General features: G+C 61.2%; 14 protein-coding genes. All 14 read right to left on the bottom strand.

All coding sequences use genetic code 11. The features are described from left to right. Positions 1-93: 93 nt before the first annotated feature. Complete coding sequence (fliD, locus tag UW3_RS0119915) at positions 94-1500, bottom strand: flagellar filament capping protein FliD (protein ID WP_010224987.1); 1407 nt, start codon at positions 1498-1500, stop codon at positions 94-96. A gap of 76 nt (positions 1501-1576) precedes the next feature. Then, the gene (locus UW3_RS0119910; protein WP_026001413.1) at positions 1577-1942 is read right to left on the bottom strand and encodes a flagellar protein FlaG; all 366 of its coding nucleotides are present in this window, start codon (positions 1940-1942) and stop codon (positions 1577-1579) included. Between the two features lie 71 nt (positions 1943-2013). Beyond that, complete coding sequence (locus UW3_RS0119905; protein ID WP_010224985.1) at positions 2014-2862, bottom strand: flagellin domain-containing protein; 849 nt, start codon at positions 2860-2862, stop codon at positions 2014-2016. Positions 2863-3312: 450 nt separating this feature from the next. Continuing rightward, positions 3313-4242 (bottom strand): ketoacyl-ACP synthase III, encoded by a 930-nt coding sequence (locus UW3_RS0119900; RefSeq protein WP_010224984.1) that lies wholly within the window; start codon positions 4240-4242, stop codon positions 3313-3315. A gap of 352 nt (positions 4243-4594) precedes the next feature. After that, complete coding sequence (locus UW3_RS27360; RefSeq protein WP_081492830.1) at positions 4595-7381, bottom strand: glycosyltransferase; 2787 nt, start codon at positions 7379-7381, stop codon at positions 4595-4597. A gap of 71 nt (positions 7382-7452) precedes the next feature. Next, a complete protein-coding gene (locus tag UW3_RS0119890) occupies positions 7453-11007 on the bottom strand; it encodes a glycosyltransferase (RefSeq protein ID WP_010224982.1) in 3555 nt (1184 codons plus the stop codon). 71 nt (positions 11008-11078) lie between these two features. Further along, complete coding sequence (locus UW3_RS0119885) at positions 11079-12647, bottom strand: flagellar hook-associated protein 3 (RefSeq protein WP_010224981.1); 1569 nt, start codon at positions 12645-12647, stop codon at positions 11079-11081. 13 nt (positions 12648-12660) lie between these two features. After that, positions 12661-14697, bottom strand: coding sequence for a flagellar hook-associated protein FlgK (gene flgK / locus UW3_RS0119880; RefSeq protein WP_010224979.1), 2037 nt, complete (start codon positions 14695-14697; stop codon positions 12661-12663). 10 nt (positions 14698-14707) lie between these two features. Further along, positions 14708-15907 (bottom strand): flagellar assembly peptidoglycan hydrolase FlgJ, encoded by a 1200-nt coding sequence (flgJ, locus tag UW3_RS0119875; RefSeq protein ID WP_010224978.1) that lies wholly within the window; start codon positions 15905-15907, stop codon positions 14708-14710. 11 nt (positions 15908-15918) lie between these two features. Beyond that, positions 15919-17028, bottom strand: a complete 1110-nt coding sequence (locus UW3_RS0119870) for a flagellar basal body P-ring protein FlgI (RefSeq protein WP_010224970.1) — start codon at positions 17026-17028, stop codon at positions 15919-15921. Between the two features lie 12 nt (positions 17029-17040). Continuing rightward, the gene (gene flgH / locus UW3_RS0119865) at positions 17041-17736 is read right to left on the bottom strand and encodes a flagellar basal body L-ring protein FlgH (RefSeq protein WP_010224969.1); all 696 of its coding nucleotides are present in this window, start codon (positions 17734-17736) and stop codon (positions 17041-17043) included. Between the two features lie 54 nt (positions 17737-17790). Continuing rightward, positions 17791-18576, bottom strand: a complete 786-nt coding sequence (gene flgG / locus UW3_RS0119860) for a flagellar basal-body rod protein FlgG (protein WP_010224968.1) — start codon at positions 18574-18576, stop codon at positions 17791-17793. Between the two features lie 45 nt (positions 18577-18621). Further along, positions 18622-19362, bottom strand: a complete 741-nt coding sequence (locus tag UW3_RS0119855) for a flagellar basal body rod protein FlgF (protein WP_010224966.1) — start codon at positions 19360-19362, stop codon at positions 18622-18624. A 190-nt stretch (positions 19363-19552) separates the two neighbouring features. Then, complete coding sequence (locus UW3_RS0119850; RefSeq protein ID WP_010224963.1) at positions 19553-19744, bottom strand: hypothetical protein; 192 nt, start codon at positions 19742-19744, stop codon at positions 19553-19555. Positions 19745-19771: the final 27 nt, after the last annotated feature.

The following is a 19771-nucleotide window of genomic DNA, read 5'->3' as shown; positions in this document are numbered from 1 at the left end:
TGTATCGTCTGCGCGTCAAAAAACTTTAGCGCGTACGGCAAAAAGCCCGGAGTCCCCCTAGGGATACTGCCGGGCTTGTGTCACCGCGCTGAATCAGGAGTTTTTCTGCTGCGCCTCGATCGAGGCGAACATCGAGGCGATGTTCTTGCGCTGCGCCTCGAGCTTGCCGACCAGGGTATCCATGGCCACATAGCGCTTGGTCAGCGACTCGGTGAGCGAGGTGATACGACGGTCAAGCGCCAGTTGCTGATCGGACAGGTCCTTTTGCAGCTTGTCCAGGCCGGCCTTGCGCGAGTCGAGGATGCCGCCCGTCTGCAGGTACGGCTCGACAGCCTTGGTCATGTTCGCGAACACGCCATTGGTGCCGGTGAACAGCTCCTGCACGTCAGGGCCGAGCTTTTTATCCTTCATCGCCGCGTCGTACTTGGTGGAGTTGAACTCCAGGGTACCGTCCTTGGCCGTGTTGATACCCAGCTGACTGAGCGTGGTCAGGCGACCACTCCCCGACGGGGTAGACAGCTGCTTGCGCAGCTCGGACAGCAGCGAGCGAGTGGTCGGATCGCTGGTCAACGGCCCGAGTACGGTTTTGCCGTCTGCATCCTTGGACACCGCGCTCAGCGCATTGGCGGCCTTGACCAGCGTATTGTAGGCATCGACAAAAGCCTTGACCGATGTCTTCAGGCCTTCGGTGTTTTCACCGACAGTAACCTTGATTGCCTTGTCCTTATCAAGCCCGGTGACCTGGAGCAGCTCCAGGCTGATGCCGCTGATGGCACCATCAACGGTATTGGTCTTGCTGGTAACCGGCAGACCATCGATGGTCAGCTTGGCGCTCTGGGCAACGCCGTCGATATAGCCGGCACCGTTACTCGCCATCGAGACAGTGCCGTCGATCTTCAGCTCGGCAATGCCATCGACCGAGATGTCGGTACCCTCACCGGTCTTGGTCGAACTGAACACCAGGCGCGAGCCGTCCTTGCCGTTGACGATGTTGGCACTGATGCCCTTCTCGGCCAACGAGGTGTTGATCGAGTCGCGTACCGTCTGCAAGGTCGCCCCTGGGCCAACCTTCACGGTATGGATCACACCATCCTGGGTGATGGTCAGGTCACCTTCAGGTATCGACGTGCTGGCACCGCCGGTAAAGTTCTGACTGGCCACCTTGGACGAGGTGGCGAGTTTTTCGACCAGTACCGAGTAGGTACCCGGTACTGCGGTATTGTTCGAGGTCGCCTTGACCGTGGCGTCGCTGCTGGAGGTCGCGGTATAGGCGTTGAAGGACGGAGCCTTCGGATCATTGAGCTTTTTCATCGCTTCCTGGTACACAGAAAGCGCACTCTTGAGCGACGCTACCCCGGAAAGCATGGCCGTGTTGTTGGCGGTCTGGCGCTTGATCTGATTCGCCTTGGGATTGGTTTCCGCCTTGACGAGCACATCAACGATCTTGTTGATGTCTACGCCGGAACCCAGACCGACACTCGGTAAAATTGTACTCGCCATAACTACTCCCTCATGGTTACGCGCCGCCCTAGCCTTGCCAGGCTAGCGAACTTGCCACTCAACTGCCAGGTCAGCTTCAGACCTTGGCGTTGAACAGCAGGCTGTTTACATCGCTCAGACTGTGAGCGATCTTCAACGCCTCTTCCGAAGGAAGTTGGCGGATCAGCTCTCCGGTCTCACTGGCGATGACTTTAACTACAATTCGGCCGGATTCTTCATCCGTGGAAAATTCAAGGTTACGTCGCGATGAAGCAAGGAACTTCTCGATATCCTTGACCGCGTTCTTCACCTTCTCAGCTTCGGACAAGCCTTTGTCGGCAGCATCCTTGGCCGGCGTGATGGCTTCAACACCCGCTACGGGCTTCGCCGCAGGGCGTTCGGTGGTCGCTTCGACCGGCTTCACCGTCGGGTACGACAGGTTCAGCTTGACGCTCATATCCATGTCACCACCTCTCAATGCAAAAGGCGGAGGAGCGCCGTAGTTGCACTCCTCCGCCGATAACCACTAGGAGATTAGCCCAGCAGCTTCAGTACCGCCGACGGCAGTTGGTTGGCCTGGGCCAGAACCGAAGTCGAAGCTTGTTGCAGAGTTTGCTGCTTGGTCATCTGAGCAGTTTCAGCGGCGAAGTCGGTATCTTGTACACGGCTACGAGCAGCTTCGGCGTTCTCGTTGATGTTTTGCAGGTTGTTGATGGTGCTGGTCATACGGTTTTGTACAGCACCCAGCGCAGCGCGGGAGTCACCGATGGTGCCGATAGCCTTGTCGATTGCAACCATGGCAGCCGAGAAGTTGGTTTCGGCAGTGGCGCTGTCGCTACCGGCGATGGTGATGGCGCTGGTGATACCCAGGTCGCTGGCCAGGAACTTACCGGTCAGGTCGATCTTGATCTGGTTTTCAGCACCAGTGTTGGAACCGACCTGGAAGGTCATGACGCTAGCCGAACCGTCCAGCAGGTTCTTGCCGTTCAGCTGGGTGGACTGGGCGATACGAGTCAGTTCCGCAGTCAGCTGCTTGAACTCGCCGTCCAGCGAGGTACGGTTAGTCGAGTCGTTCGAGTCGTTTCGCGACTGTTGAGCCAGTTCACGCATACGCTGCAGGATGTTGACCTGCTCTTGCATCGCGCCTTCAGCGGTCTGGGCGATCGAGATACCGTCGTTGGCGTTTTTGATTGCCATGGTCTGACCGCGGATCTGCGAGGTCATACGGGTAGAGATCTGCAGGCCAGCGGCGTCGTCTTTGGCGCTGTTGATTTTCAGGCCGGAGGACAGACGGCTCATCGAGGTGCTCAGAGCGTCGGAAGCGCGGTTCAGGTTCTTCTGAACGCCCAGAGAGGTAGTGTTAGTGTTAACGGTTAATGCCATGACGAATTCCTCGTGTTTGGGATACTGCGGCTTCCGGCCCTGGCATCCGCCGGGTGTGGCCTAGAGAACCTTCGTAATAGTTATCGTCGTCTGGCGCGGTTGCTTTAGGGCTTTTTAGAAATTTTTTAATGGCACCCTGCCACCCCAATGAAATCAAGGGTTTGACGCCAGAAAAATCGCTTACTGGCCAACACCTGGGTTGAAAAAAGGGTTCTTCACGGCATTTCGGGGACTATGATTTTGGGGATGGGATGGGATGGGATGGGATGTTGAGGTTGCGGGCTTATCCATTTTGGATGGCGCTGCTGCCGGCCCCTTCCAGAATGGATAAGTCCACAGCCTGAACAACCCAACCCAAGGATCATGGTCCCCAGGATTCCGTAAAGCCCCCCCAAAAAAAAAGCGCCACCGGTGAAACCGGCAGCGCTTTTTTTACCGCAAGGCTCTATATCAACCCTTGCGCTCGATGATCGCCGAACCCCATGACAGGCCAACGCCAAAACCACTCAGGGCAACACGCTGGTGCTGCGAACCCAGCACATGCTTCTCCAGCAGCAGCGGAATGCTCGACGACACGGTATTACCGGTTTCGACCATGTCCTTGACGAATTTGTCCGGGTCATCCTCGAACCGACGCGCCACCGCATCGACAATTGCCGCACTGCCCTGGTGAATGCAGAACAGGTCGATATCCGCCGGTGCCAACTGGCTTTCGCCCAGCAACTCATGCAGGTGCGCCGGCACCTTGAGCAAGGCGAAGTTGAACACCTGGCGGCCATTCATGAAGAACACCCCGTCGCTGACCTTCAGATGCGCGGCACCACCACCATCGGTACCGAACTTGGCCTTGCCCAGCTGCCAAGGGGCGCCCTCGCCCATCCAGGTCACGGTCGCCGCATCACCAAAGAGCATGGTGGTGTTGCGATCTTCCGGATCGACGATCTTGGAGTACGGATCAGCAGTGATCAGCAGGCCGTTTTTCAGCCCTGCCGCTTCCATGAAGCCTTTCATGGCGTAGAGGCCATAGACATAACCCGAGCAGCCCAGGGAAATATCGAAGGCAGCGACATGGGTCGGCAGGCCGAGCTTGTCCTGAACGATGGCAGCGGTGTGCGGCAACCCTTCTTCGTCGCCATTCTGGGTAACGACGATCAAGGCATCGATGGACTCAGGCGCCAGGCTCGGATTGGCAGCGAACAGGGCCTTGACCGCCTCCACACATAGGTCGGAGGTTTCCTGGCCTGCTTCTTTGCGCGGCAGAAAGGTCGAACCGATCTTGCCGAGAATGAACTCTTGGTCCTTGGCGAACTTCGCACCCTGGGCGTAGTTGTCCACACCCTCGACAGGTACGTAACTCGCAATGCTTTTGATGCCAATCATTGTGGCTTCCCGATAGATATGCGGATTTTCACGGGCACTGGAACCGGATAACCCGGGGTGTTGCGAGCCTGCGCAGCCCCCGCTCGCCAGTACCGCCCGACGACTCAATAGATTAAAGATGCCCGTTTCGACTGCCAAGTCACTGTTGCGCAATCATTACTCAATACAAAGCGACGGCCAACCGGAAAAACCAGGCCAAACAGCAGGGAAAGGTGAGGTGTCGTGCAGAAGTCCAAGGCGTATGTGCAACATTGTCAGCCCGCATCTGCGCGGGGCATTGCACCCCGACTGCCTGCTGCGGCGAGCAGCAATGAAAAAGCCGGGTCTAAGACCCGGCTCCTGTACACGGCGTTCAGGCCAGTTCGGCCAACCACTCCAGCTCAGCCGGCTTGCCGACCGTTGGCGAACGCGAGATATCGACCGCGTTGCGCACATCGACCACTACCCGAGTGCTGAACGCGGCGGGCCAGCGTGCACTCAGCGCCTGTGCATCCAGGGTCGGCACACCCGCATTGAGCATTTGCGCTTGCGGTGTCCACAGGACCAGCTGACCGGCCTGGCCGACCTTCAGGCACAGATCGACATCGGCCCCTTCAATGTCATCCAGGCCAGCGCACTGCTCAAGCAACGCCTTGCCGATCATCAGGCAATCATCGGATACCGCCTGGCAACTGCGCACCGCCGCCAGCCCCAGCGCCGCCACAGCAGCCTGGCGCGCCACGCCTTGCCAGGCCCCACGCACCTGCTGGCTGGCCAACAGCTCATAGCCGCCATGGCTGATCAAGCCCTCGGCGTCATGCATCTGGCAACCCACGACCCCCACTTCAGGGCGCTGCGCCTGGTTGAGCAAAGCTTCGATCCAGGCCGGCGTGACCACCTGGCAGCGGCTGGACATCAGCACCAGGTACTCGCCCTGGGCCTGCTTGGCCGCCATCTTGACCATTTGCGCACGGGTGCCGGCGAACTCACTGGCCATCAACTTCACCCGGCCACCCAGCCCCTGGAGGTTGCCAAGGCTTGCCGCCGTCGCCTCAGCACTGGCCGCATCGGTCATCACGATCACTTCGTAGCGGGCATAGCGGGTCCGCTGGACGATGCTCGCCAAGCTGCGCTTGAGCTGCTCAAGGTCCGAGTCGATCGACAGCAGAATGCTGACCTGAGGGGTGGTCGGGTGACGGAAATCGATCTGCAAGGCGCCATCTCGCCCCTCACTGACCTGCCCCCGGTAACCGAGTACGCTCAAGTGACGCTTGAGCGTTGCCTGCGCGTCGGCCTGCATCGCCTCGCCCGCCTGCTGGCCGATGACCAGGTACTCATCCAGATGGGCCAGGCCTGCAACGCCATTGCGCTCAATCAGGCGCAGCAGGACATCGAACTCCAGCGCCGCCTGGCAGGTTTCGCTGTAGCCACCCAGCTCGACAAGGCTTTGCCGACGCACCAGCCAGTGGCGAGACATCAAGTCCGGACGCGCGCGCAACAGGTCCAGGTTGGCCCCCGGACGCACCACACTGAGCAATCGGCCCTGCTCATCACGCTGGACTTCATTGGCACAGATGGCCTGGCAGGCTTGCGCCGCAGACAACTCCACCTGCAGACGCAACAGCCCGCCTGGTGCCAGCACATCACCCGCTTGCAGTTGCAGCAGCCAGGCACTGGACAACTGCTCCACCACCTGATTGAGGTGAGCGACCAGATTGCTGGCAGTGACGCGGATGAAATGCAGCGTATCCTTGGCAGTGGTAATGGCGGGCAACGCACCGGCCTTGAACACCACTATCTTGAAATCACGCAAACCGCTGGCCAGCAAGCTGTCGAAGGTGGCTTGCAGGGCCGCGTCGTTGTTCTCCAGATCCACCACCAGGAAGGCGATCTGTGGCGACTGGATCGAGCCCAGGTGGGCCTGAATACGCTGACGAGCGTCGCTGTCCGGGGTTGCAGCAGCAATGGCCGCGAGCACTTGCCCCGAAGGTGATGCCGCCAGTCGTGCTTGCAGATCGGTCGCCGGCAACTGATCGAGCTGCGCCACCCAGTGGTGCAGATGGGGGACGAAATCCTGCTCTTCATCACTGCCCAATGCACCGAGCAGGTTGTGGCAGACGCCCGGATTGAAAACGCCCAACTCAAAGGCCTGCCAATAACGCGCCTTGAGACTTTCGGCGCTGTCATTCGGATGCCGGACCATCAGCGCCTGCTGCTGGACCCAGACCCCCTCCAGCGCCTCAGTGTGAACCTTGCCAGCCGGCCAGGCGTGGAGGAAAAACTCCAGCTGACGCAACTGCTCGAACAGCGGCGCGGTGTAGTACGGCATCTCGACATACTGCACAGGTTCGAATACGCACTGCGGCGCAGCCACTATGCTGATCCAGCGCGAGGTGACCACGCGCGGCGCCTCGAGCCCCGCCCAGGTGCTGGCGACGAATGCCGTCAGCGCCTCAAAGCCCTTGGCGTCAGCGCACACCGCGCCCTGCTGGGCATCCCACTGACGAATCTGACGCACGGCCAGGGCCTGCCGCTCTTCGCGTGCAAGCTGCGAAAGCGCAGAGGGACTGTACTCGGCGACCAGGGTGGTTTGCTCGACGACCGTGGCCACACCCTGGGCCAGCAGGCCAAAGGATACCGCCACACACCAGGCTTCGAAGCCCAGGTCGACCGGCACACTGCGCAGCAACGCTTTCAGGGCCTCGACCCTGACGACCGAGCGCCAGGCCTGCAGCCCGTTGTCACCGTACAGGGCAATACGCTCGCATGCGTCGTCGACCACCGCCGCCGGCGCAATCGCGCCACCCAGCTTATGGTAGGCAACTTCACTGTTACCAGGCCGGTAACCCAGCGCATAGCCGTGGGCCATCAGGCAGTGCGGGGCATCACGCAGAGACTGCACCAGCGATGCAGTGGCAGCGGCCAGGAGAAAGTCGCTGTCTGGCGTCAATACCACGAACGGTGTGCTCAAGCGCTCCAGGGTATCGAGCAGTTGCGCCTGCCAGCCCTCGGCATCGGCGCCTTGCACCGCAATCTCGAACAGCGCATGGCCCGGGAAGTTCTGCCGGTAGTAGTAGCCGGCGCGCTCACGGTAACTGGCGTCGCCTTGGCCCAGCAGTACGATACTGAGGTCTTGCGCCCCGGCAGTCGAATCGATCATTTTTTCGCCCATAGCGCACCCAATACTCTCGTTGTTCTGGTTCGGGCCGGCACAATTGCCGGCCGCATTCATCAATCGGCCAACCAGGCGTTGGCCCAATGCTGCAGGTTGTCCTGGGTCAACACGTAGTCGCGCAACACGACCTCGCGCAGTTCATCCCCCATGCGGTAGCTGGCCTGCGGATCGGCCAGGTGCATGCGTATCGCCTCCAGCCACGCCTGCGGCGAATTACCCAACACCCGGGTGCAAGGCAGGTAGCCCTGGTACGCCTTGGTATCGGCACATACCACCGGAAAACCGCAGGCGCCATATTCAAGCAGGCGCAAGTTGCTCTTGCAGTCGTTGAACAGGTTCGACTCCAGCGGCGCCACTGCCAGGTCCAGGTTGAGGCCGGCAAGTTTTTGCGGGTAATAGGCCAGCGCGATACCGCTATGAAACTCTTTGATATAGGGCCGCAGCAGGTCCGGACACATGCCGAAGAACACCCAGTCCACCTCGTCGGCCAGCGCCTTGACCACGTCGGCGATCAGTTCCAGGTCGCCGCGGTGACTGGTGCCGCCGGCCCAGCCCACGCGCGGCTTGATCGAGGTCTGCCGGCGGCTTTTCAGTCCGCTCCACAGGTGCGAGGCGAGCATGTTCGGCACCACGCGAATATCGTGGTGCATGCTCGACAAGGCATCGGCCAGCGGCGCGGTCGACACCACTACCCGATCGCACATGGCAATCCCGCGGCTGACCATTTCACGCATGTTGCCCGGCATGTGGCGGGCGTGCGCGTTCTTCTTCGGCACATCAATGATGTAATCGTCGATCTCGTAGATGCGCCGCGCATTGGAGAAGCGCTTGATTCGCTCAAAATCCTCAAGTGAGCGCGGCATGTAGCGACACTGCAGAATCATAACGTCGGGTTGATGACGACCCAGCGCAATCGTGTTTGGCGTTCCGTAGTCCATCTGCCCCTGGATCCAGCCAGCATTCTCCAGCTCGGTAAAGGGCTGCGCGACGCGGTAATGGCCAACGGCAGTGTTGTTGATCGGCAGTGCCATCACATATGGCAGGATGCGTTTGCTGAACGGATCCCAACCGCTGCGTAACCCGGGGTCGAGGTTGTAGCTGGACATTCTCAGGCTGAGGTTGCGGTTGTAGGCACTGTCATTGGCCACATTCGGCAACCAGCGCTCATAGAAGGCGTCCTGGTCATGGTCCTTGCGCACCGGGCTCGACAGCCCAGACACAGGCAGCCGGGCGATCAGTGCATACGGGGTCCAGACCACCAGATAGCCATGGTTGCGAACCCGCAGGCACAAGTCGGCGTCGAACAGCGTGGACTCGAACGCCGCGGCATCCAGCCCCCCAAGCTCAGCGAAGATTTCCCGACGCACCAGCAGGCAGTCGGCACTCACCGCACTCAGGTTCTGCACGGCAATCAGCCGATTCATGTAGCCACTGGCATCGGACGACTGACCAACGAATGGCGTGCTGGCCGCCCCATACAAACCGAGCACCAGCCCGGCATTCGCTACAAAGCCTGCCGTGCTGACCTGCTTGGGCCCCACCACCCCCACTTCCGGGCGCTGGGCCTGGGCAAGCATTTCATTCAGCCAGTACTTGTCGAAGAACACGCTGCCGACATCGGTCAGCAGCAGATAACTGCCCTGGGCGTACTCACTGGCTTGGTTGAACATCTGCGGGCCATCTTTGGCGACCACCGGCACGATCCGCAACTGATCGCTACCAAGGTGACGCATGGCCTCGAGCCATCCCTGGACATCCGCAGGCTCATCGCCAGTGACCGCCAGTAACACTTCATAGTGCGCGTAGGCGGTATGTTCGAATATTGATTCGACACAGCGTATCAGGGCACGCAAATCCTGCCCGGCAGCGATGAGGACTGACACCAGGGGGGTCTGCTCATGCAGATACTGAACCCGGGCAAGCATCGAGCCCTCGGCACTGATCACCTCGGCAGCCACCCCCAGGCGCTGCAGATGCGCCTTGAGGACCTTGGGTGCCTGGTCTATGCAGCCTGGATCGACCTGCCACTGGGCATAACCGTCACGGCATTGCACCAGCAGCTCGGCGACATGCTCGACAACGTGCAAGCCATGGGCTTCGACCAGCCGCCAGAGCATGTCTTGAGGTGCCAAACCTTCGAATTCGGTGGCAAACCCGCCCACTTCAAGCAAGCGGTTTCGCTCGAAAGCCAGCATGCGCCCGACATAGGGGAAGGTGCGCATCAGGTCGAGGTTGAAGTCCGGCTTGAAAATGGGCTGGCCAGCCTGCAGGCCATCGTCGGTACCCTCATCGGTGTACAGGCAATAGCGGTCAGCATGCAGGGCCATGCGCTCGGCCATGATCACCAGGGCATGCGGATGCAGGCGATCACCCGCTTGCAGCAGGAAGATCCAGTCAACGCCATTGGCCTGCGCGAGGCGCTGGTTGAGTTGCTCGAAAGGGTTGCCGCGCAAGGCAATATGCTCAACCCCGGGTTGCGCCAGGCCAGTACCGAAAACCCAGACCTGGCTGGCGGCATAAGACTGCTCGCCAACGCTGGCCAAGGTCGCTTTCAGCGCCGATGCATTATCCTGGGGATCGAAGACCACCACGGCGATGCGCGGCTGCAGTGGCCATTGCTCGATACGCTTGGGCAGCAAACGGGTCTGTGCCGGCGACAGCGTGCGGCAACTCAGCCACTCGCTATAGAGCTCGGCAAAGCTCGTACTGTACGTACCCACCTGCTGCTGGAACCCGGCAATCTGCCCGGCATAGAACCGCGTCAGCTCGAACTCTTCCCAGTCCTGTTCTTCACCAGCCTGATATTCCTCGATCGGCTTGAAGCGCAACCAGCCGGCCGCTGGCGCCGGTTCGCTGGTGCGCGAGAGCAGCATCTGCGAAAGCCATTCGGTTTCACTCTTGAACGCCAGGGTCATGCTCGCATGGTTGCTCAAACGCCCTGGATGCATCCGCTCCATGCTGAGTAACGAGACCAGATACCCCAGGTGACCGCGGCGCAACAGGCAGATGAACAGGGCGAAATCCAGGCGCGCCTGGAAACCGCCCTCCTCGACCAGCATTGGCAAGAGCTCTTGCACCTGATCACGACGCATCAGGGCATGACTGATACCCCCGAACAGGTTCGACACGTTGGCCTCGATGGCCTCAAGCAAGTCCCCACCCTTGATCACCGCGCTGCACTGCGACAGCAGACAGTTGGCCGGACGCGGCGGCAGCAGCGTTTCATCAGCGGCGCAGATCAGCCGATGGTTGACCACCAGGCTGACTTGCGGGCAATCGATCAGCGTCTGTGCCTGCTGGCTGATACAGCCGTCGACCAGCCAGTCGTCATCGCAAAGGAACTTGATGAAGGCCCCGCGCGCCTGCGCCAGGCCGCTCAGCAAGTTACGGGCAAACCCCAGGGTGCGCGGGTTGCGTACATAGCGCAGCTCACAGCTCGCCTGCCCGGCCCACTCATCGAAAATGGCCTTGACCTCGTCGCCCGGACTGTCATCACAGACAATCACCTCAAGATTGGAGTAACGCTGGGAGATGGCACTGATCAGGGTGCGGGTCAGGAATTCGGGGTTGAAGGCGGGAATGACGATACTGACGAGAGGCAGTTGGTTCATGAGGACAGACCTGGAGAAGGCCCCGGGTGACGGCTGGCGTCACCCGGGTGAATACAACGCGAAAGGATCAATCAGAGGCGGTTGAACAAGCCAAGTCCGGCAAGCTTGCTGAAGGCCAACTGCGAGGCTTGCAGCATGTTCTGCTGAAGGTTCAGACGAATCAGCACTTCAGCCGGATCGGCTTCACGGATCGAACTCTGGGTGATGGTATTGGCCGATTGCAGCGCTTCGTTGGTCTCCGCCTGGACGTCCAGCGCCGCGCCGCGCCCACCGACCGAACTGATCGATTCAGCGACCTTGTCCGCTGCACTGGCCAGGTTGGCAATGGCCGAGTCCATCGACGCGAGGAAGTTCTGACGCGCGACCGGATCCTTATCGACCGGGCTTTCCAGCGCGGTACGCAACTGCTTGATGGTGTCCAGGACGTTCTGGTTCTGGTGGTTGTTGACCTGCACCGAGAACTGGTCGCCCGTTGCCGGTGCGCCGCTGAACGAGAAGTCGACACCCATGACCCGCGTCGGGCTGACCGTTGTATCGCCGCTGCCCAAGGGCCGGCTGTCGGCGGTCATCGGCTGAGCGTAGACATCAAAGGTGGTGGCGGTCTTGAACTTGATGACCGCGCCACCGCCTGGGAATGCGGCGTCATACTTGGCCTTGTCGCCAATCACCACGTTGCCCAGCTGGGCCATGGAGGTGTTGCCCGGGCTGCGCGAGCCGCCGATCTCGTCCGGCTTCGAGCCCAGGGTGAAGGTATGCCCGGCGATGGCGGCATCCGGGTTGGCTTCATCGCCCGGCTTGAAGGTAATGCCCAGGCGCAGGTCGACACCGCGGAAGCTGATGTAGTCGTCGTCACCCTTGGGATCAAAGGTACCGCCTTTGCTGGCCTCCAGCGTCACGTCATTACCACCGGCGTCGGTGACTTTGAACTGGGTGCTGCTGGTGAATTCGATCGTGTACGGCTCACCACTGCGGAAGCGGTCGTTATAGATGGTGCTGCCCGACACCTGGCCATTGGACAGGCTGACGCGTCCGTCATTCGGGGTCGGCGCGGTCATCGTAGTCTGGCTGCGGCTGGGGTTGAGCGCTTGTTCGAAGACGCTGTAGCCGCTCTCGTTGGAAGCAACGCTGAGCATGTCGCCAACCTGCAGGCTGGTGGTGCCCTGGTCACCCTTGTACGAGTACGTGCCATCGGCGTTGCGTTCGAACGGCTTGGTATCGCCACGGGAGCCGGAGAAGATGTACTTGCCGTTCTCGTCGCGGCTGTTCATCAGGCTGAACAGCTGCTCTTCGAGCTGGGTCAGCTCTTGCGCGTTGGCCAGGCGATCCTTGTCGGTCATGTTGCCGCTGCCGGAGCTGATCGCCAGCTCCTTTACCCGCGCCAGCACGTTGGTAATGCTGGTGAGGGTGGTTTCAGAGGTGCTCAGGCTGCTGCGAAGGCTGGCGATGTTGCCGCTGTACTGGTCGATCATGTTGCTTTGCTGCTCGAGTTGCAGCAGGCGAGCAGCGCCGACCGGATCATCGGCGGCAGTACGGATGCGCAGCATGTCACTGGCTTGCTGCTGGGATTCAACAGCCTTGGCGAAGTTACGCTGATAGTTCGACGTACTGTTGTTATAGAACTGGGCGGTAGAGATACGCACGGTCTACGTCTCCTTAAAGGCTGTTGATCAGCGTGCTGAAAGTTTCCTGGGCGATCTTGATGATCTGCGACGAGGCCGTGTAATACTGCTGGTACTTGATCAGGTTGCCGGTCTCTTCATCCAGGTCGACACCCGACACCGAGTTACTGGCTTCGCTGGCCGACTTGCGCAGGGCACCGGTCGCATCACTGTCGAGCTTGGCCTGGGCAGTCTTGCCGCCAACGTTCTCGACCAGCTTGCCGTAGGCATCGGTGAAACTGACGCCCCTGCCGTTATCGCCCAGGTCGATGGTCTGTTTGGTCTGCAGGTCAATGACTGCCTGGCCGTTGCGGTTGTCGGCAGAGCCGGCACCGGTCATGGCCACGGTGTAGTTGTCACCCTTCTTCGGCGCACCGGCCACGGTCATGTCGAAGCTGAAGGTCGCCGCCGGCGTGACGGCGTTGCCATTGGCATCGACGATCGGCACGTTGATCTGCAGCTTGTTTTCCTGCCCCGGAATGATGGTCCCGCTCGCGATCGGATCACCCTTGGCGTTGTGCACGGTGTAGGTCTGCGGGACGCTCTTCTCATCGCCGAACACCAGCTTGACCGGCGTCGAGTACTTCAGACCGTTCTCCAGCGCCAGGCGCTGGGTCGAATCGTAGATATCCAGCTTGGACGTCAGGTTCGGCTGGCCGATGATCCCGGTCCCCTGGTTACCCGCGCCACTGGTGGCATTGAGCGACGCCGCCAGGGCAATGCGCTTGGGATCGGTGAGCACGGTATCGATGCTGCCGGCCGCCCCGCGAGTCGGGGTGATCTTGAACGAATCGCCAGCCTGCACCGCACCGCCATTGAGGTTCAGGCTAAAGCCATCGATCACCTTGGGCGGATTGTCGTTAAGGTCGAAGGACCCCATGTCGGTACCGTCAGGCAGTTTCTTGACGCTGTAGCCGGTCGCGCTGGTGAAGGTCACCTGATAGTCGCTGGTGGTCAGCTTGCCGGTGTTCTTGATAGTCACATCAAGGTTGCCGGAGCCGGCACTGTTACCGGCCTTGGCAATGCTGCGCTGGCTGATCAGGGCCGCGCTGTTGATGTCATTGAACATCGACGCGCCGAAGTTGCCGTTCTTGTCGATCCCCTGGGCCAACTGGCTGTTGATCTGATCGGCAACCACCAGCGCGACCCGCCCCAGCTCGTTCAGGCTCGGGTCGAGCACATCGGTGCGGTAGCGCAGCACGCCGCCGATTTCACCACCGGTGACGCTGGCGGTGATATCGATCTTGGTAGTACCGCGATTGAGCTGCAGGTTCATCCGCGTCGGATCGGTCGGGCTGGCGACCGTGGACAGGGTATTGGTGCTCGTACCCAACACCAGCGACTGGCCGTTTTTCAGGTAGACATCCAGGTTGCCTTCGCGCTCGGTCACATCCACGCCCACCAGCTCGCTGAGCTGGCGCACCGCTTCGTTGCGCTTGTCGAGCAGGTCGTTGGGGCTGCCCTGCACCACCGAGACCCGCGAGATCTGGTCGTTGTACTGGGCAATGGCTGCGGTCAGGTTGTTGACCTGGGTGCTCATCGACGACAGGTTGCCGTTGAGGTTGCTGTTTTGCTGGTTGAGCTGCGCGGCGATGGTATTGAAGCGCTTGCTCAGGGCCTGGGCACTGGTCAGCAGCAACTGCCGCGAAGCATCTTCGGTAGGTTTGGCCGCGGCATTTTGCAGCGACGAGAAGAAGCTTTTCAGGGCACCGGTAATACCGGTGTCCTTGTCCGACAGGAGTTTGTCGATCGGCCCGATCTGGTCCAGATAGGCATTGCTGTCGCTGCTCAGCGACGAAGTGGTCCGCAGCTGGTTTTCCAGGAAGTTGTTGTACACCCGGCGCACGTCCGCCAGGGTGGTACCGGTTCCGATGAACACATGGCCTTCGCGAATCGAGCCTTTTGTGCTCTGGATATTCTGCTGGCGCGAGTAACCGGCGGTATCGACGTTGGTGATGTTGTTACCCGTGGTGTGCATGCCGGACTGGGCATTGCTGGCACCGGATAAGCCGATATTGATCAAACTCGCCATGGTTCAAACCTTATAGTTTCGTTGTAGTACCGACAGCCGCATAGCTCTCGTACGACTTCATCTGTTTTGCGATCTGCGAAATCTTGCTGGCGTAGTCCGGGTCGGTTGCATACCCGGCCTTCTGCAGCTCCCGCACAAACTGTTCTGGCTTATCGGCCGACTTCACCGCTTCTTTATAGCGCGCGTTGTTCTGCAGCAGGCTGACCAGGTCATGGAAGCTGTCCTGGTAGGAGTCGTAGGAACGGAACGCTGCGGTCTCCTTGACGAACTGGCCGTCGCGGAACTCGCTGGTGATCGCCCGCGCCTGGCCGCCCTGCCAGTTGCCGGTGGCCTTGATGCCGAACAGGTTGTGGCTGCTGCTACCATCGGCCTGACGCATGACCGACTTGCCCCAGCCGGTTTCCAGCGCAGCCTGGGCCACCAGGTAGCGCGGATCGATACCGATGCGCTTGGCGGCTTGCTCGGCCATCGGCAGCATGGTGGCGACGAACTCATCGGAGGAGCCGAATGCGCGCTTGGCCGGCGCCAATGGCGGCTGGGCCACGGCGCGACCATAGATGCGCATCGAGCCCGGCGCGGCAAAGCTCTGCGCCGACTGCCAGTCACCCTTGACCACGGCATCGGTCATCGCCGTGGTGCGCTGCGGCAAGGCCGCGGTGTTGGTGGTGGCTGCGGCGGCACCGCCCGACGGCACGATGCCAGCCAGCAGGCGATCGGTCAGCTTGCCCGGCAGTGCCAGGCGCCGCGAATTGAGTGCGGCCATGTCGTTGCGTGCGGCCGTGGCGTGTTCACCGCGCTCAGGCTCGGCCACCTTGGCCGCCCACAACGGACGCTGCTGGATATCCACCCGCGGGAACGGGCTGTTGTTGCTCGCGGCACTGGCCTTCTGCTTGGACAACTGACGCATCAGCACTTCCTGCAAGCCGATACCACCGCCCTCGCGGGACATGCTCACCGCCAGTTGCTGGTCGTACATCTGCTGGTACTGCTTGGTGGTCTCGGTGTTGAGCGGGTTGTCCTTGGCCAGTACATCGCTGGCCGAGCGCATCGACTTGAGCATCTCGTTGAGAAACAGCGACTCGAATTCCTGGGCCACCTTGCGCAGGTTGGCGTCGCTGTCGCGATCGCCGACCTTCAGCGAGTTCAGGCGATTGAGGTCGGTGTAGGCGCCACTGTCGGCAGCATTGAAGGCGCTTTTCGGCATATCCATGGTCCGCCCCCTCAGATCACGATCAGGTCGGCTTGCAAGGCGCCGGCCTGTTTCAGGGCTTCGAGGATCGCCATCAGGTCACCGGGCGCGGCGCCCACCTGGTTCACCGCACGGACGATTTCATCCAGGGTGGTACCCGGGCCGAACTTGAACATCGGCTTGGCTTCCTGCTCGGCATTGACTCGCGAGCGCGGCACTACGGCAGTCTCACCATTGGAGAACGGCCCAGGCTGGCTGACGATCGGGTCTTCGGTGATGGTCACCGTCAGGCTGCCGTGAGTCACCGCCGCCGGCGAGACCTTGACGTTCTGGCCGATGACGATGGTGCCGGTGCGCGAGTTGATGATGACTTTGGCCACGGCCTGGCCCGGATCGATTTCGAGGTTCTCGAGAATCGACAGGTAGTCGACCCGCTGGCTTGGATCGAGCGGCGCAGTGACTCGCACCGAACCACCGTCCAGGGCCTGGGCCACACCCGGGCCGAGCAGCTCGTTGACCTTGTCGACGATGCGCTTGGCGGTGGTGAAGTCCGGGCGATTGAGGTTCAGGGTCAGGCTGTTGCCCTGGTTGAAACCGCTGGGCACGGCACGCTCCACCGAGGCACCGCCAGGAATGCGGCCAGCCGAAGGGACGTTGACGGTGATCTTCGAGCCATCGCGGCCTTCGGCATCGAAACCGCCGACCACCAGGTTGCCCTGAGCGATGGCGTAGACGTTACCGTCGATACCCTTGAGCGGGGTCATCAACAGGCTGCCGCCGCGCAGGCTCTTGGAGTTACCGATCGACGAGACGGTGATGTCCACCACCTGCCCCGGCTTGGCGAACGCCGGCAGGTCGGCATGCACCGACACCGCAGCGACGTTCTTCAGCTGCACGTTACCCGACCCCGGCGGCACCTTGATGCCGAACTGCGAGAGCATGTTGTTGAAGGTCTGCAGGGTGAACGGCGTTTGCGTGGTCTGGTCACCTGTGCCGTTGAGCCCCACCACCAGGCCGTAGCCGATCAGCTGGTTGGTGCGCACGCCGGAAATGCTGGCGATGTCCTTCAGACGCTCGGCCTGCACGGCGAACGCAGTGGACAGCAGAATCGTAGCGGCAATCAGCTGCTTGAAGTTGAACATGGTCATCCGAACCTAGAAAGGCCAAAGCGGGCTGATGAAGAACCGGTCAAGCCAACCCGGCTGGCTGGCATCGGCGAACGAGCCGGTGCCCGAGTAGGTAATGCGCGCATCGGCAACACGGGTCGAAGGCACGGTGTTGTCGGTGGCAATGTCATCGGCACGGATCATCCCGGCGATGCGCACCAGCTCGTCGCCGGTGTTGAGGGTCAGCCACTTCTCGCCGCGCACGGCAATGATGCCGTTGGGCAGCACGTCGGCAACGGTGACGGTGATCGAACCGGTCAGGGTGTTGCCCTGGGCCGCCTTGCTATCACCCTTGGTTGAGCGGTCGCCGCTGTAGCCGGCACTGAGGCTGAGGTCGCCATCACCAAACGGATTGTTGGTGGTCACGCTGCTGCCGAACAACGAGGTCAGGCCGAGTTCGGCCTTGCTGTTCTTGTCGATCTGCGAGTTGGCATTCTTGCTCGCCTGGGTGCGCTCGTTGAGGGTGATAGTGATGATGTCACCGACCCGGAAAGCCTTGCGGTCGCTGTACAGGTTCTGTTCGAAACCGGCCTGGTAGATCGAGCCGTTGTTGGCCGCCGCCGGCAATGGCGTGCGCGGCAATACCGGCGCGTAGTAGGGATCGTTGGGCTTGGGCGTCGGCGCGACGCAACCGGCCAGCAAGGCGACCCCACTCAGGGCTAGTATGCAAAACAAACGACTCATGACTCTGACCTCACGGTGTAACAGGCGCCGTTCAAGCGACCTCGAAGACTTCACTTACAGGTTCTGGGTAACGTACGAGAGCATCTGGTCGGCGGTGGAGATGACCTTGGAGTTCATTTCGTAGGCACGCTGGGTAGTGATCATGTTGACCAGCTCTTCCACGGTGCTGACGTTGGAGTTTTCCAGGGTCTGCTGCTGCACCACGCCAAAACCGTTGAGGCCCGGGGTACCGATTTGCGGCGCGCCGCTGGCGGCGGTTTCCAGGAACAGGTTGCTGCCCATGGCCTGCAGGCCGGCCGGGTTGATGAAGTCGGCGGTCTGGATGTTGCCGATGATCTGCGCCGCCGGGTTGCCGGCAGTGGTGATCGACACGGTGCCGTCCTGGCCGACGGTGAAGGTCTGCGCCTCGGGCGGCACGACGATCGCAGGCTCCAGGGCAAAGCCGTTGGCCGTGACGATCTGGCCATCGGAGTTCAGGTGGAAGGTACCGTCACGGGTGTACGAAACAGTGCCGTCCGGCTGCAAAATCTGGAAGAAGCCACGGCCATTGACCGCCATGTCCAGCGGGTTCTCGGTGGTCTGCAGGCTGCCGGTGCTGAAGTTCTTCTGGGTGCCGACGATGCGCACACCGGTACCGACTTGCAGGCCCGACGGCAGTTCGCTGTCCTGGGTCGACTGGGCACCCGGCTGACGCTTGATCTGGTAGAGCAGGTCCTGGAACTCGGCACGATCACGCTTGAAGCCGGTGGTCGAAACGTTGGCCAGGTTGTTGGAAATGGTGGTCAGGTTGGTGTCCTGGGCGGACAAACCGGTTTTACTGACCCAAAGAGCCGGAAGCATGCTGTTCTCCTCGCGCGCCTGTTTTACGGCGCTACGTCTGTGTAATTAGCCGATCTGCAAAACCCGAGCCATGGCTTCGTCGCCTTCCTTGGCCGTGGTCATCATCTTGACGTGCAATTCGAATTGACGGGACAGCGCCAACACCGAGGTCATTTCCTCGACCGCATTGACGTTGCTTGACTCCAGGAAACCGGAGACCACCTGGACGTTGGCATCGGCAGCGGCAGGCTGGCCGTTCTTGGTATGGATCATGCCGTCCAGGCCCTTGGTCATGTTCTTCAGGTCCGGGTTGACCAGCTTGATGCGGTCGACCTCGGCCATCACCCGCGGGCCTTCACCCATGGCGCGAATACTGATGGTGCCGTCCTGGCCGACCTCGACCTTCTGCTCTGGCGGCACGGCAATCGGACCGCCGTTGCCCATCACCGGCATGCCGTTGCCGGCCCGCAGCACGCCCAGACCGTCAATGTTCAGGCTGGCGGTGCGCACATAGGCTTCACTGCCATCAGGGGCCTGCACGGCGATAAAACCGTCACCGCCGATGGCGATATCCAGGTCGCGACCGGTCTCCTGCATCGAGCCCGGGCTAAAATCGGTGGCCGGGCGCTCGGTCATGGCATAGGCCCGCGCCGGAAAGCTGTCACCAAACACCGGCATCGAACGCGCCTGCTCCAGGTCGCGCTGAAAACCGCTGGTGGAAATGTTCGCCAGGTTGTTGGCATGGGCCTTTTGCGCCAGCGCGTTCTGGCTAGCGCCGGTCATGGCCACGTATAGCATCTTGTCCACAGTCATCCTCCGCTGCGCTGGCGAACACTTGCCGTCCGCCGCTGCTCTGCAGTGCCTGTAGCAAGTTTCAAACCAACTTTTACAAACAACGGAAAACGCCCGGCAGACAAGGGCTTGAGCGGCGCACGAAGAGAACCGCGAGAGAAGCGCCGTCGAAAATACGGCGCCGGTTTGCCGCTAGCGGCAAGTTTCAGTAGTCACGGCAACCGGCATTGTTGAACGGCCCGGCAAACAGCTTCCAGCCCGGCCCCGGGGAAAACTGCGCGCACACCAGGCGACCGTCGGCCTGGCTTTCCCAGCGATACCAGGGCGCCATGTCGGCCCAGGCCTGAGCACCCAGCACTCCCGCGAGCAGCAAGGCAACACTTAAACGTCGCAGCATGATCCTTACCCTTGAAACGACAGACCC

Source organism: Pseudomonas donghuensis, from assembly GCF_000259195.1.
Taxonomy (GTDB): domain Bacteria; phylum Pseudomonadota; class Gammaproteobacteria; order Pseudomonadales; family Pseudomonadaceae; genus Aquipseudomonas; species Aquipseudomonas donghuensis.
Note: the sequence above shows the minus strand (reverse complement) of the source record. Positions and strands in the feature narration are given on the sequence as shown.

Bases quoted from the DNA above. Each gene is read 5' to 3' on its own strand.
- fliD (WP_010224987.1), bottom strand. From the start codon at position 1,500: ATGGCGAGTACAATTTTACCGAGTGTCGGTCTGGGTTCCGGCGTAGAC.
- UW3_RS0119910 (WP_026001413.1), bottom strand. From the start codon at position 1,942: ATGGATATGAGCGTCAAGCTGAACCTGTCGTACCCGACGGTGAAGCCG.
- UW3_RS0119905 (WP_010224985.1), bottom strand. From the start codon at position 2,862: ATGGCATTAACCGTTAACACTAACACTACCTCTCTGGGCGTTCAGAAG.
- UW3_RS0119900 (WP_010224984.1), bottom strand. From the start codon at position 4,242: ATGATTGGCATCAAAAGCATTGCGAGTTACGTACCTGTCGAGGGTGTG.
- UW3_RS27360 (WP_081492830.1), bottom strand. From the start codon at position 7,381: ATGATCGATTCGACTGCCGGGGCGCAAGACCTCAGTATCGTACTGCTG.
- UW3_RS0119890 (WP_010224982.1), bottom strand. From the start codon at position 11,007: ATGAACCAACTGCCTCTCGTCAGTATCGTCATTCCCGCCTTCAACCCC.
- flgK (WP_010224979.1), bottom strand. From the start codon at position 14,697: ATGGCGAGTTTGATCAATATCGGCTTATCCGGTGCCAGCAATGCCCAG.
- flgJ (WP_010224978.1), bottom strand. From the start codon at position 15,907: ATGGATATGCCGAAAAGCGCCTTCAATGCTGCCGACAGTGGCGCCTAC.
- UW3_RS0119870 (WP_010224970.1), bottom strand. From the start codon at position 17,028: ATGTTCAACTTCAAGCAGCTGATTGCCGCTACGATTCTGCTGTCCACT.
- flgH (WP_010224969.1), bottom strand. From the start codon at position 17,736: ATGAGTCGTTTGTTTTGCATACTAGCCCTGAGTGGGGTCGCCTTGCTG.
- flgG (WP_010224968.1), bottom strand. From the start codon at position 18,576: ATGCTTCCGGCTCTTTGGGTCAGTAAAACCGGTTTGTCCGCCCAGGAC.
- UW3_RS0119850 (WP_010224963.1), bottom strand. From the start codon at position 19,744: ATGCTGCGACGTTTAAGTGTTGCCTTGCTGCTCGCGGGAGTGCTGGGT.